The organism is Bradyrhizobium sp. (assembly GCF_027307225.1).
In the GTDB taxonomy this organism is placed as follows: domain Bacteria; phylum Pseudomonadota; class Alphaproteobacteria; order Rhizobiales; family Xanthobacteraceae; genus Bradyrhizobium.
Genome location: NZ_DAHUXJ010000093.1, coordinates 1 through 12466 on the forward strand (window position 1 = coordinate 1; position 12466 = coordinate 12466).

General features: G+C 62.4%; 13 protein-coding genes and 1 pseudogene. 9 read left to right on the forward strand and 5 right to left on the reverse strand.

Annotated elements, in window-relative coordinates; translation table 11 throughout:
• From M6D32_RS15885 to M6D32_RS15915, 7 genes and pseudogenes are all read left to right on the forward strand, one after another.
• Nucleotides 1-665 (forward strand): annotated as a pseudogene (locus tag M6D32_RS15885) (hypothetical protein); the annotation flags it as partial.
• A 265-nt stretch (nucleotides 666-930) separates the two neighbouring features.
• Entirely contained in the window at nucleotides 931-2097 is a 1167-nt protein-coding gene (locus M6D32_RS15890; protein ID WP_298257834.1) for an ABC transporter substrate-binding protein, read from the forward strand.
• A gap of 34 nt (nucleotides 2098-2131) precedes the next feature.
• Nucleotides 2132-2404, forward strand: a complete 273-nt coding sequence (locus tag M6D32_RS15895) for a hypothetical protein (RefSeq protein WP_298257836.1) — start codon at nucleotides 2132-2134, stop codon at nucleotides 2402-2404.
• Nucleotides 2405-2437: 33 nt separating this feature from the next.
• Nucleotides 2438-4354, forward strand: a complete 1917-nt coding sequence (locus tag M6D32_RS15900) for an ABC transporter permease (RefSeq protein WP_298257838.1) — start codon at nucleotides 2438-2440, stop codon at nucleotides 4352-4354.
• Nucleotides 4351-5160 (forward strand): ABC transporter ATP-binding protein, encoded by an 810-nt coding sequence (locus M6D32_RS15905; protein ID WP_298257840.1) that lies wholly within the window; start codon nucleotides 4351-4353, stop codon nucleotides 5158-5160. Before M6D32_RS15900 ends, M6D32_RS15905 begins: the two co-directional genes overlap by 4 nt.
• Nucleotides 5147-5944: an ABC transporter ATP-binding protein gene (locus M6D32_RS15910; protein WP_298257842.1), complete on the forward strand. Its 798-nt coding sequence runs from the start codon at nucleotides 5147-5149 to the stop codon at nucleotides 5942-5944. The genes M6D32_RS15905 and M6D32_RS15910 overlap by 14 nt, the downstream gene beginning before the upstream one ends.
• Nucleotides 5945-6087: 143 nt before the next feature.
• Complete coding sequence (locus M6D32_RS15915; RefSeq protein ID WP_298257844.1) at nucleotides 6088-6273, forward strand: hypothetical protein; 186 nt, start codon at nucleotides 6088-6090, stop codon at nucleotides 6271-6273.
• A gap of 177 nt (nucleotides 6274-6450) precedes the next feature.
• On the opposite strand, the gene M6D32_RS15920 is transcribed toward M6D32_RS15915, so the two are convergent.
• Together M6D32_RS15920 and M6D32_RS15925 are read right to left on the reverse strand one after the other, a co-directional pair.
• Nucleotides 6451-7629, reverse strand: coding sequence for a Gfo/Idh/MocA family oxidoreductase (locus M6D32_RS15920; protein ID WP_298257846.1), 1179 nt, complete (start codon nucleotides 7627-7629; stop codon nucleotides 6451-6453).
• Nucleotides 7630-7858: 229 nt separating this feature from the next.
• Nucleotides 7859-8827: a PDR/VanB family oxidoreductase gene (locus tag M6D32_RS15925; protein WP_298257848.1), complete on the reverse strand. Its 969-nt coding sequence runs from the start codon at nucleotides 8825-8827 to the stop codon at nucleotides 7859-7861.
• Nucleotides 8828-9018: 191 nt separating this feature from the next.
• On the opposite strand from M6D32_RS15925, the gene M6D32_RS15930 reads away from it, so the two are divergent.
• Nucleotides 9019-9564, forward strand: a complete 546-nt coding sequence (locus M6D32_RS15930; protein ID WP_298257850.1) for a MarR family winged helix-turn-helix transcriptional regulator — start codon at nucleotides 9019-9021, stop codon at nucleotides 9562-9564.
• Between the two features lie 139 nt (nucleotides 9565-9703).
• On the opposite strand, the gene M6D32_RS15935 is transcribed toward M6D32_RS15930, so the two are convergent.
• Complete coding sequence (locus M6D32_RS15935; RefSeq protein ID WP_298257852.1) at nucleotides 9704-9946, reverse strand: hypothetical protein; 243 nt, start codon at nucleotides 9944-9946, stop codon at nucleotides 9704-9706.
• Nucleotides 9947-10414: 468 nt separating this feature from the next.
• On the opposite strand from M6D32_RS15935, the gene M6D32_RS15940 reads away from it, so the two are divergent.
• On the forward strand, nucleotides 10415-10765 hold the full coding sequence (locus tag M6D32_RS15940; RefSeq protein ID WP_298257854.1) for a hypothetical protein: 351 nt from the start codon (nucleotides 10415-10417) through the stop codon (nucleotides 10763-10765).
• Nucleotides 10766-10807: 42 nt separating this feature from the next.
• On the opposite strand, the gene M6D32_RS15945 is transcribed toward M6D32_RS15940, so the two are convergent.
• Both M6D32_RS15945 and M6D32_RS15950 read right to left on the reverse strand, forming a co-directional pair.
• The gene (locus tag M6D32_RS15945) at nucleotides 10808-11095 is read right to left on the reverse strand and encodes a hypothetical protein (protein WP_298257856.1); all 288 of its coding nucleotides are present in this window, start codon (nucleotides 11093-11095) and stop codon (nucleotides 10808-10810) included.
• A gap of 43 nt (nucleotides 11096-11138) precedes the next feature.
• Nucleotides 11139-12434 carry a glycoside hydrolase family 130 protein gene (locus tag M6D32_RS15950; RefSeq protein WP_298257858.1) on the reverse strand — a complete coding sequence of 432 codons (1296 nt, stop codon included), beginning with the start codon at nucleotides 12432-12434 and terminating at the stop codon, nucleotides 11139-11141.
• Between the last annotated feature and the right edge of the window lie 32 nt (nucleotides 12435-12466).

Genomic DNA, 12466 nt, shown 5'->3' on the forward strand with positions numbered 1-12466 from the left:
ATGCCGCGATCCGCCGTCCGATCGCGAACGCGAACACGCATGACTACGTCCGCATCACGACTTACGTCGCGCCGTTCACCGCGTTGATCCCGCCGAACGCGACCTACAATGTCACGAGCGTGATCGTACCGCGCAACGACACTTCGAGTTACTTCCATTTCATCGCCTGGGCGGAGGGCGAACAGGCCGGCATCGACACCGATGCATGGCGGAAATTTTGCGTGCTCGAGGTCGGTCAGGACGTCGACGCGCAGTTTCGTCCGATCAAGCGCCACGCCGATAACGACTATCTTCAGGACCGCGCGGCGATGGCCAGTGGTGACAGCTTCACCGGCATTCTCGGCATGCCCAACCAGGACATCGCGATGTGGGAATCGATGGGGCCGATCGCCGATCGCAGCCAGGAGCGGCTCGGCGCCAGCGATATCGCGATCGTCCAGTTCCGCCGCCTGATGATCGACGCCGCGAAGGCTTTCCAGGAAGAGGGCCGCGTGATCGGCCATATCCAGCCGCGCCTGCCGCAGGCCAGACTGCGCTCCTACCAGGGCGTGGTCGAAAAGACCGTTCCGTGGCGCACGCTCGGCGCGTCCGACGAGGAGGTCAAGGTTTTGGCCGGCCTCGAGGAGGACGACACCGACAAGGAAATGGCGGGCGCTGCGGCCTGACATGCTACGAACGTCACAGCCGGAAACATGGCGCTGCCACTAGAGCTCCGATTCCGAAGTCCGCAAGCTACCGCGGCACCTCTGATGCGGACTTCGGAATCAAAGGAGCTCTAGCAACCTATTGACTAGTAGCGGCCTTGAATTTGAAGTTCCTATTACGAACCTGCGGCGATATTGATAGGAACTTCAAATTCGCCGCTACTGGAAATCGCTAAAACACCAAACGCCGCAAATATCAAACGCAAAAAAATCTCGGGAGGATCGTTTGCGCTTCCGCATTATTCTTGTTGCCGCAGCACTTGTGTGTGGGCTCACTGCGGCACAGGCCGCCGATCGCGAGATCAACGTCATCCTGCCGCTCACCGGCGGCGGCGCCTTCCTCGGCAAGGCCGAACAACAATCGCTCCAGCAATTCGAGAAGGCGACGAATGCCGACGGCGGCATCCACGGCCAGCCGCTGAAATTCGTCTTTCATGACGATCAATCGAGCCCCCAAGTCGCGGTGCAACTCGCCAATCAGGTGAAGGCGTCCAATCCGCCGGTCATCCTGGGTTCGGCGCTGGTCGCGCTCTGCAATGCAATGGCCCCTCTGATGAAGAATGGCCCGCTGCTCTATTGCTTCTCGCCCGGCGTCCATCCGGCGCCAGGCAGCTTCATCTACAGTTCAAGCATCTCGACCAAGGAGCTTGCGGCGGCGCTGTTGCGCTATTTCGGCAAGAAAGGCTGGAAGAAGGTCGCGCTGATCACCTCGACCGATGCAAGCGGGCAGGACGCCTACAAGAACTTCAAGGCGCTGTTTGCCGAGGCCGACCACAAGGATGTCGAACTCGTGGCCGAAGCGCAGCTCAACCCGACCGACGTCAGCGCATCGGCGCAGATCCAGCGGCTGAAGGGCGCGGGTCCCGACGTGCTGATCGCGTGGTCGACGGGCGGGCCGATCGGCACCGTGTTCAAGGCGATCCACGATGCCGGCCTCGAACTGCCGGTTGCGACCACCAACGGCAATCAGACCTACGCGCAGATGGCGCAATATGCCGCCTTCCTGCCGAAGCAGCTCTACATTCCGGCCGCCGATTTTCTCAAGAGCGAAAAGCCGGCGAAGCAGGACGAAGCGGCAGCCGCCAAGGCTGCGTTCTACAAGGCGTTCGACGGCACCGGCATCAAGCCCGACGGTCCTTCGACCTATGCCTGGGATCCGGCGCTGCTTGTCGTCGGCGCCTTGCGCAAGCTGAAGACGGATGCATCGGCGGAAGACCTGCGCAACTATCTGCACGATCTCACGGGCGTGGCCGGCATCAACGGCTTCTACGATTTCAAGGCGGTGCCCAACCGCGGGCTCGGCGAACAGAACGTCGTTGTCACGCGCTGGGATACGGCAGCGCAGACCTGGGACGTGGTGAGCGATCCCCTCGGCATTCCGCGCGCGCAGTGAATTTTCCGGAACGATCGATTGGAGAGAGCGGAAAATGACGACAAAAACGGTTACGGATATTCTATGTGCGACAGCGGCAATAGCCGCTGCTTTACTTTGGATAAAATCGGCAACCGTTGAAGTTTGGGCTGATGGCCAAACCGAGGCGAAGTCAACCAACATGGTCATGTATAAGAACGGCCGCCTTTACGATGTGACTGGCACCGCGGAAGCGCAATCGACATGGAGCGCGCGCGCTGCCTATGCTGCCGCCGCAGCCGCTGCATTGCAAGCTTTCGGCCTTCTTTGGCAACTATGGAATCGCTAAGCAAAGCTCCGGCCCGACGAAGGGTGGTCCGGCGTGCTTGAGTTTGTCCAGATCGCGATTGGCGGGCTTGTCGTCGGCAGCATGTATGCCGCGATCGCGCTGGGCTTCTCGCTGATCTATCGCGTCACCGGCGCGATCAATCTCGCGCAGGGCGGCTTTGCGCTGATCGCCGCGCTGATCGGCTATACGTTCGGCGTCGCCTGGGGCTGGCCGCTGATCGTAGCCATTCCGGCCGCGGTGATCGCAACCGTGATCGCCGGCGTCGTGTTGGCGCGGTTCACTTTCGTGCCGGCCCTGGCGCGGCTTTCCAACGCCAATGTCTTGATGCTGACCGCCGGCATCCTCACCATGATCGAGGGATTTTCGCTCGTCGTCTGGGGCAGCCAGCCCTATGCTACGCCGCCTTTTTCGGGCGAGCAGCCGCTGGCGTTCGGCGGCATCACGATCCCCACGCAGGCCTTCTGGGTGTTTGGCGCGACCGCGCTGATCATCGCCGCGCTCTGGTTTCTGATCGCCGAAACCAGGCTCGGCAAGGGCCTGCGCGCCTGCGCCGAGAATCCCGCCGCCGCCAGCCTGATGGGCATCGACGTGCCCAGGATGACGCTGTTCAGCTTTGGTCTGGCAACGCTGATCGCGGCGATTGCGGGCGTCATCGTCGCGCCGTCGACTTCGCTGCAATTCGACACCGGGCGTCTGTTCACGATTTCAGGCTTCGTGGCGGCGGCGATCGGCGGCATGGCCTCGTTTCCCGGCGCGATCATTGGCGGGCTGTTCCTCGGGCTCGTCACGCAACTATCGACCGCCTACATCTCCTCGCTGTTTTCCAGTGCGATCTCGCTGCTCATCCTGCTCGTGGTGCTGATCTGGCGGCCGCAGGGACTGATCGCGGGCGGCGTGGCGCGGCGGCAGGACACCCGCGATGACGTCAAGGCCGCAGGCCATGCCGCCAAATTGCCTGCTCATCTCGGCTGGCCGCTCGCGGCGCTGGCCGTGTTGGTGGCCGTGGCTATTCCCTTCGCCGTCACAGACAACGGCATCATGAGCTCCCTGGTCATTGCCGCCATCTTGTTCATGGCGCTGATGGGGCTCGATGTGCTGATGGGTTATGCCGGCCAGGTCAGCCTCGGCCAGGCCGGTTTCATGGCGATCGGCGGCTACACCTCGGGCTATCTCGCGATCAACACCGAGATCGCGCCGGCGCTTTCGATCTTCGCCGGCATCGGCGTCTCGCTTGCCTGCGCGCTGGTGCTCTCGGTGGTGACGCTGCGTTTGCGTGGGCTTTATCTCGCGCTGGCGACGCTCGCCTTCGGGCTTCTGATCGACTCCTGCGCGGTCGGCTTCATCGATATCACCGGCGGGCCGTCCGGTCTGGTCGGCATTCCCTCTTTCTCGGTTGCCGGCTTCACCTTCGCCACTCCGCGCGCGATGTATTATCTCGTGCTGGCGCTCGATATTGTCATCTTGCTCGGGCTTTTTGGCGCGATGCGTTCCGGCTTCGGCCGCGCGCTGCAGGCGATCCGCTCCGACCAGATGGCGGCAGCCGCACTCGGCATCAACACCGTGCGCTACAAGCTCGCCGCCTTCCTGATCAGCGTGACGCTCGCCTCGCTCGCCGGCAGCCTCTACGCGTTCTTTTTCAATTTTCTCGCGCCGGAAATGGTCGGCACCTCGCGTTCCCTCGAACTGGTGGCGATGCTGATCATCGGCGGCGAAAGCACGCTGGTCGGCGGCCTGTTCGGCGCGCTGCTGCTGACGCTATTGCCGGTGATGTCGGCGCCGCTCGCGATCTACAAGACCTTTGCCTCGGGCGCGCTGTTGGTCGCGAGCTTCCTGCATCTGCCGCAGGGGATTTATGGCGTGCTGATCCAGTTGTTGACCCGGCTCGCTGGCGCGCGCGGCGAGGTCGCGGCGAAGGTGAACCCCGTCAGCGATCGGGTGCAGGCGTCATGAGCGCGATCGACACACAAAGCCAGGCCAACGAGACCGCGATGCTCAGCGTGCGCGGCCTCGCCAAGAGCTTTGGCGGGCTGAAGGCCATCAACGACGTGTCGTTCGATGTGCGGCCGGGCGAAGTGACCGCGCTGATCGGCCCGAACGGCGCGGGCAAGACCACCGTCTTCAACCTCGTCACCAACATCTTGGCCCGCGATGCGGGCAGGGTGGTCTTCGCAGGCCGAGATCTCGCCAACCTGTCGCCGGTCGAAATCGCAAATCTCGGCCTAGTCCGCACCTTCCAGTCGGCGCGGGTCTTTCCCGGGATGACCGCGATCGAGAACGTGATGGTCGGCGGCCATCGGCTTGGCCGCCATTCGCTCGCGGGTCAGGCGCTGTGGCTTTGGCGCGCGCGCGAGGAAGAACGCCGCACCCGCCAGCGCGCCGGGGAGATGCTGGAGCTCGTGGGCCTATCGGGCTTTGCCGGAATGCACGCAACCGAATTGCCGATGGGCGCGCAAAAACTGCTCGAAGTCGTGCGCGCGCTGATGGCGCAACCGAAACTCTTGTGCCTCGACGAGCCGGCGGCGGGCCTCAATGACACCGAAACGCAGGAGCTCGCAAATCTGTTGCGGGCGATCCGTAAGCTCGGCATTCCCGTGCTGGTCGTCGAGCACAACATGTCGCTGGTGATGAACGTCGCCGACCGCGTCGTCGTGATCGATTCCGGCGCGATCATCGCCACCGGCACGCCGGCCGAAGTACAGAACAACAACCGCGTGATCGAGGCCTATCTCGGAAAGGAGGATCATGGCGCTTCTTGAACTCAGGTCGCTGGCGATCGGCTACGGCCATCACCGCGTGCTCGAAGATGTCAACCTCAAGCTCGAACGCGGCGAGATCGTCACGCTGCTCGGCGCCAACGGCGCCGGCAAGTCGACGCTTGCGAAGGCCGTCTCGGGATTGCTGCGCCCACAGGCCGGTCAGATTCTCCTCGAAGGCAATGCGATCGAGGCTTTGTCGCCGGCGGAGCGGCTACGGCGGGGCATCGCCCATGTGCCGGAGGGACGGCAGATCTTTGCCGGGATGACGGTTGCGGAAAATCTCGCCCTCGGCGCCTATGCGGTGCCGGAGGCCGATGCGGCTGCGCAACTCGAATCGGTGTGGACGCTGTTTCCCCTGCTGCGCGAGCGGATGAACGACATCGCTGGAAATTTCTCCGGCGGCCAGCAGCAGATGCTGGCGATCGCGCGCGGGCTGATGGCTCGCCCTAAAATCCTGGTGCTCGACGAGCCGTCGCTCGGCGTTGCGCCGCTACTGGTCGCGGAAATCTTTCGCCTGATCGTGGCGCTGCGCGAGCAGGGCATCACCATTTTGCTCGCCGAACAGAACGCGAAGGCCGCGCTGTCGATCGCCGACCGCGGCTATGTGTTCGAGAACGGCCGCATGACGCTGTCGGGCGCGGCCAAGGACTTGCTGAATTCACGGGAAGTCGCCGAGCGTTATCTCGGCATGAGCGGGACGACGGAAGCGCCTGATGCAGCCGGCGCTGCGCTGGCGGGGAGGTTGCGGGAAGTGTTGTTTGCAGAAGGGGAGACGCAGGCGTGACGCATTCGTCTGTCGTCATTCCGGGGCAGCCCGCAGGGCTGAACCCGGAATCCATGGCGCCGCAAGAATGCTGGGAGAAATGGATTCCGGGCTCGCTTGCTTCGCTCGCGCCCCGGAATGACGGCGGTGGGAGGAACTGAACCATGGCAATGATCCGTATCGAGCCGAAACTGGACGCGCCATCCGGCCTTTACTTCGTCGAGATCTTCCATCCGGCCGAGGCAGAGCAGCCCTTCGTGACCACCGAGCCGCGCTACAAGACCGCGGCTGCCGCCGAGAACGACCTGATCGCGATCATCGCAACGCGGGCGAATAATCCGAAGACATGAATTTGCGGCGAACACTTCCTTCACCTCTCCCCTTGCGGGAGAGGTCGTCCGGCGAAGCGCAGCGAAGTCGGGCGGGTGAGGGGTAATCCACCGAAAGACTGCAACCCCTCATCCCAACCCTCTCCCGCAAGGGGAGAGGGAGCGCACCGCCCGCGCGGCGACGAGTGACGATTAAACTTACAGCTGCCACTTCAACCCCACCTCAGCCCCCGTCTTCGCCGATTCCAGGATCGCCATGCAAATCTCCAGCGTCGCCAGCCCCCATTCGCCGGAGTGCAGCGGCTCGTGGCCTGACATCGCCGCCGCATGGAGTTCGTCGACCACTTCAGCCCGCGGAATTTTGGGCGCGGGAAGTTCGTCAAGATGCCGCGTCTTGTCGCCATAGACCATGACGCCCTGCGGCAGCGGGCGCAGGTCGGCGCGCTCGCAGCTGACGACCACGAGGCCGAAATGATTGTGCGCGAGTTCGCCGTCGATGCGAAACGCGTCGCTTCCTGCAACACCGTAGGCGCGGGCGTTCTTCAGCGCGATCTCGTCGGCGACGCTGGTGGCCTTCTGCAAGTTCGCCCGCGCGCGGCCGTAAGGCAGACCGCCATCGCGGCCTTGCCCGAGCTCGCCCCACCAGCCCATGAACTCATCGGTGTCGAAATGCGCGTAGCCGCTATAGGTCAGCGAGGCAAAACTGCCGTCGTCGAACCTGATCTGCGCCGCATAAGCGCCTTCGGTGCTGCGCGCGGCATCCCAGTTGCCGGTGATGGCGCGCACGGACGTGGCTTTGCTGCCCGCCAGCAGCCGGACAATATCGACCTGGTGCGCGGCCTGGCTGAACACCACACCGCCGCCCTGGCTCGTATCGAGCTCTTCCGGCCGGCGCGGACGGTAGAGAAAGTCGGTGAAGTTGAGCGCATTGATCATGCGGACTTGACCATAGGCGCCGCTTCGGATCATCGCACGGGCGCGCAAGTAAGGCAGGTCGAAACTGTGGCTGTGCCCGACCATCAGCTTGACGCTGGCCTCTTTCGCCGCGGCGATCATCTCGCGGCAATCCTCGACGTCAAGCGCCATCGGCTTCTCGACAAGGATGTGCTTGCCGTGCTTTGCGGCGAGCTTGACGTGTTCGACATGGAATTGATGTGGCGAGGCGATATAAACCGCCGCGACGTCGGGATCGGCGCATAGCGCCTCGGCGTCGTCGAAAACCTTCGCATTGAACTCCGTCGCAAAGCGCTCGCGCGCCTCAGTGCGGGGATCGCCGGCGGCGACAAGCGCAATGCGCGGGTCGGCGGCAAACGTCGGCAGCATCAGCGTGAAGGCGCGGCCGAGACCGATGACGCCGAGGTTCAGGGGGGTGGTCATGGGTGTTTCCGGCAAGGCACGCTCTCCTTATCCCTCCCCCGCGGAACGCGTGGGGAGGGTGGCCGGCGCGAAGCGACGGTCGGGTGGGGGTGTCGCCTTATAGGATAATATGGGATGCCGCGAACGAATTTGCCCCCACCCCGACGCTCATTCCATTCGCGTCGACCCTCCCCGCACTCGCTTCGCTCGCGGGGGAGGGATAAGAAAGTTCGCCCGACGTTGCTCATCCTCAAATATCCAACACCAGTGTCGGCGATTTTGCCCGCGAGACGCAAATCATGATCTCGCGCTTCTTTTCGTCGTCCGAGAGCACGAGGTCGCGATGGTCTACTTCGCCTTCCGTGAAGCGGCAGCGGCAGGTGCCGCAGGTGCCGCTTTCGCAGGAGCTCGCCAGCACATGGCCGTGCCGCCGCAGCGTATCGAGGATCGAAACGTTGGCGGCGACCTCGTAAGCGGCGCCGCATTTTGCGAGCCTCACCTCGAATGGCTTGTCGTCCGCATGCGGAGCGGAAGCGCCGACGAAGTCTTCGAAATGCACCGCCGAATCCGGCCAGTGGCCGGTCATGTCGCGCACTGCGTCCATCAGGCCGCGCGGGCCGCAGCAGTAAAGATGCGCGCCGCGCTGCTGTTCCAGCACCGGCCAGAGATCATAGGCCTGATCGGGATCGCCGTTGTCGTGATGCAGCACCACCTTGCCTTCGAAGGCGGGAGAAGCGAACTCGTCGCGAAACGCCATCATCGTGGGCGTGCGCGTGAAGTAATAAAGCATGAAATTCGTCCTGGCCTGACGAACGCAGTGCAGGATCATGGCGCGGATCGGCGTAATGCCGATGCCGCCCGCGATGAAGATCAGCCGCTTCGGCTCGGTCTTCGCCATTTCGAATTCGTTTTCCGGCGGCTCGGCCGTGACCGCGTCGCCCTCGCTGACTTCCCTCGTGAAGCTCAGCGAACCGCCGCGGCCGGAAGCTTCCTGCTTTACCGCGATCAGATAGCGGTCGCGCTCGGCCGGATCGTTGCAGAGCGAATAGCGGCGCTTTTGCCCGGAGGGCGCGGTCACGGTGATATGCGAACCGGGCGTGAACGGCGGCAATTGCCCGCCACCTCCCGCGCGCAGTTCGAACAGGAACACGCCGTTGGCGATTTCCGACTTGTGCCGGACTTCAAGGGTCAATTCCCGCGCCTCTGGGGCCGCCGTCATGCCGTCTCCGGTGAAAAAATACTTAGTTTGCTAAGTAAATAGCGCAATCCGTCGGCGGATAACACCCCTAAAATGCCAACGAGATGGGCAGCGTTCCACAGCCTGTTCTTGAGGGCAGGTTTGCGCAGGCGTTGCGAATGTGCAATCACCGCTCGCGATATTAGCTGTCGGCAGGGACGAAAGGGACGTCGTTGACCAGCCTGAAAAAAGCCACCGGCAAAAAGACCGGCAAGCCACCAAAGCGGAGCGCACCCGCTACCGACCCCGTTTTGCCCTTTTCCGAAAGCGTCGGCTATCAGATCCGCGCCACCCATCGCCTGCTTCAGCGCTTCCTCCAGTTCAAGATCGAGCCGCACGGCATCACGCTCGGGATGTGGTACTTCCTGCGTGCGCTCTGGCACGAGGACGGCCTGACCCAACGCGAACTGTCGAACCGGGTCGGCACCATGGAGCCGACTACGCTGAGCGCGATCCTGATCATGGAAAAGAACGGCCTGGTGCGGCGGGTGCGCAACCCGGACGACCGTCGCAAATGGCATATCCATCTGACGCCGAAGGGGCGGGGGCTGAAGGCCAGGCTGCTACCCCTCGCCCGGGAAGTCGTCGATACTGCGGTGCAAAATCTTTCCCGCGGCGATGTCTCACAGTTGTTGAGCAGGCTCGCCGAGGTGCAGAAGAACCTGCACGCCACGCTCGACCGCCTCGATGATGCGCATCATAACGGCAGGGCCGGATAGCCGGGCGCGCATTCGTGCGACCCGTTGGCCGCGTACCCTGAAGCGATAACAAAGAACCGCCCGCGTGCTCCGAATGGAACCCGCGGGCGAGTGAGTTTCAGTCAGGGATTGTTTTCAACCGCGTATGGTTCGGCCCGTACTAATAGTCGTGATGGATGACGGTCTTGCTCCGGGTGCCGTCGTCGTGATCCTTTTTGATCACGGTGGTCCGGCTGCCCGGCTCGTCTTTCCTGATCACGGTCTTCCGCTCGGTGTCGACGCGAGGGGTTTCGCCCACGGTCACACCTGCGCCGACCGGACCGGCCCGCACGCCGACTTCATCGGCCAGGGCCGGCCCGGCCAGGACGCAGGTCGCCGCCGCAATCATCAATACTTTCCTCATTTCGTCCTCCTCTTCTCGGATGCAGGTGTAAACGTCATGGGGCAGTCACCGTTCCGCGGAGTCACGCGCAAAAATATCGCGGTCTTGCCGGAACGCTCACGCGATGTGCTGTTTGGTCAGGGCCGCACAGTTCGCGGGGCAGTGCTGATCGTATTGACCAGCATCGCTGGTGGAGTGGATTTGACATTCGCTACCCACCCGACCGCGAGTTTGATTCGCGAATGTCAAATCCTAAACTCCACTAGAAACATATATTTGCTAGTGGTCCTCCGATTCTAACATTCGCAAAAGTGGCCGCTGCGAAGGGATGCGTATGTTAGAATCGGACCACTAGATTCCGCCGGGGTGAATCTTTTCTGCCTCGGATGCGTTGATCTCGCCATAGTTGAACCATCACCCTGTGGAACAGGAGGATTGGCCCGAATATTTCGCGGGCCGTTCTGTTCTCGTGTGAGTGCCGGGGCGTGCATGCCTGACCAGGTCGAACTTGTCATACGAAGGATCGGTCAATCCTTGCGCCCGATTGGCGAGGCTCCGAAGGATGGACGCTGGATTTTGTGCAAATCCGCCGATGGCTTCGTGGTCTGTCACTGGGATCTCGATCCGCCCGGCCTTGCCGGTCCGACCTGGACCGAAGCCAACGATGCCTCGCGCGGCTACCTCGACGACTACTTCGAGGGATGGATCGACCCGGCCGAACTCAAGCTGTGGGATTTCGCGACGCTCGCCGATCTCCTGATCGCCTTTGTCGACGACGCGCACGCCCGCGGCGACGAAAGGACGCTTGGCATCTTGCGGAGCCGCGCCAAGGCGGAGTGAAGCGCGACGAAAATGCCTCTGCCGGATGATGACCGCGATGCCCTATTCGGGGCCACGATCAACCGGCGGCCTGGTTTTCGTTCGTGGCAGTCTGTATTTCACCTTCAGCAAAGTTTCTTTTGTTGCATAGTCGAAAATCACTTCGTCCGAGATCGCCATTTCGGCACGCATCGCATTACAGCAGAAGATCATCCATCGGTTGGAAACCGGGGGGCTGCTGACTGACCGGTAAAGCTCCCCGCACTCGATCGTCAGGTGTTGCCCACCTTGCGCGCTCGCCCGTTCCAGCCGCGATCGAATCTCTTGCCGGAATTGTTCTGTTGAAACCATGATGCGCCCATAGCCGGATGATCGCCGCACGAACTGATTCGGATCAGGACATTGCCTGCATCAGGGTTGCAATCTCGATGGTCGCAAAATTGGAGTAGGTGTCGGATATGGCGTAGGGCAAAATGATCTGATCGTTGTGCCGCATCGCCCCGCAGGTATAGACCACGTTGGGAACGTAGCCTTCGCGCTCCGATGGTTCTGGACGCAGCAACGGTTCGACCGAACGCGCCAGCACCTTGGTGGGATCGTTCTTGTCGAGCAGGGCCGCGCCGATCGAATATTTTCGGACCGGACCGACGCCGTGCGTGAGCAACAGCCAGCCTTCGTCCAGTTCGATCGGTGAGCCACAGTTTCCGATCTGCACGAATTCCCAGGGAAACTGCGGTTTCAGGATCGCCTGGCCGCCGTCCCATCGGTACAAGTCGTTTGAGTAGATCAGGTAAAGGTTCTCATTGTCCTGGCGCGCGATCATGGCGTAGTTTCCGCCGACCTGGCGGGGGAACAGTGCCATGCCCTTGTTGCGCGCGGCGGTGCCCTGCAGCGGCGACATTCGAAATGACAGGAAGTCGTTCGTCTCGAGCAACTCCGACCGGATCGCCCTGCCTGTATAGGCGGTATAGGTCGCATAATAGGTCTTCCGGCCACCATCGCTGAATTCGACGAAGCGGGCGTCTTCGATACCCTGCGACTGATACTCCGTGACTGGGAATATCACGCGTTCGCTGATGTCCAGACCCTCCTTGAAGACGACATCAACTTCGTCGCCGAGTGGCCCGGACGTTCGATGTTCAACCTTAGGACTTGAGGCGAGCCGGGCGGTTGGATCGACCGCCAGGCTGCCATCGGCTGCGATGGTGCCGGTGCGAAATGTCAGCGAAGACACATGTCCCTCGCCAACGGCCCGCAGGCTGAGAATGAAGCGCAGACCGCCTTCCGGCGTTCCCGACTGATCGGGGTGCGGTACGATGCTGGGATTGAACAGTGCCGACGCCTCGAACGAATACTCGTTGAGAAAATATGCGCCGAGAAGCTGGCGCTGGGTTTCGGAAAAGGTGTCATGTGACGCGAGCGCGTCTTCCATGTCGTCGGCGCGAAGTTCGAAGGTCTCGAGCAGATTGCGATGGCGCCCTTGAAAATTCTCCAGCACATCGGTCAACAAGCCGGCCGCGGCCTTGGGGTCGAGTGCAAGAACACGTTCGACAATATGGTTGGCGCGCGTCTTGTCGGTCGGGTTGAGATCGCGGGGTTCGGTTGCCGGCTTGAAAGGGCGTACGATCACGCGCGCGGGGTCAGGACGCAGATAAAGTGCCTGCCGATGCAGGAAAGAGGCTTGTGACAAGACGACCTCGGTTCGCTGGAGTTGGGGCAAGA

What these genes read in the sequence shown, in the direction of transcription:
- M6D32_RS15905 (WP_298257840.1), top strand. Translation starts at nt 4,351, where the DNA reads ATGAGCGCGATCGACACACAAAGCCAGGCCAACGAGACCGCGATGCTC.
- M6D32_RS15895 (WP_298257836.1), top strand. Translation starts at nt 2,132, where the DNA reads ATGACGACAAAAACGGTTACGGATATTCTATGTGCGACAGCGGCAATA.
- M6D32_RS15935 (WP_298257852.1), bottom strand. Translation starts at nt 9,946, where the DNA reads ATGAGGAAAGTATTGATGATTGCGGCGGCGACCTGCGTCCTGGCCGGG.
- M6D32_RS15940 (WP_298257854.1), top strand. Translation starts at nt 10,415, where the DNA reads ATGCCTGACCAGGTCGAACTTGTCATACGAAGGATCGGTCAATCCTTG.
- M6D32_RS15920 (WP_298257846.1), bottom strand. Translation starts at nt 7,629, where the DNA reads ATGACCACCCCCCTGAACCTCGGCGTCATCGGTCTCGGCCGCGCCTTC.
- M6D32_RS15915 (WP_298257844.1), top strand. Translation starts at nt 6,088, where the DNA reads ATGGCAATGATCCGTATCGAGCCGAAACTGGACGCGCCATCCGGCCTT.
- M6D32_RS15925 (WP_298257848.1), bottom strand. Translation starts at nt 8,827, where the DNA reads ATGACGGCGGCCCCAGAGGCGCGGGAATTGACCCTTGAAGTCCGGCAC.
- M6D32_RS15945 (WP_298257856.1), bottom strand. Translation starts at nt 11,095, where the DNA reads ATGGTTTCAACAGAACAATTCCGGCAAGAGATTCGATCGCGGCTGGAA.
- M6D32_RS15910 (WP_298257842.1), top strand. Translation starts at nt 5,147, where the DNA reads ATGGCGCTTCTTGAACTCAGGTCGCTGGCGATCGGCTACGGCCATCAC.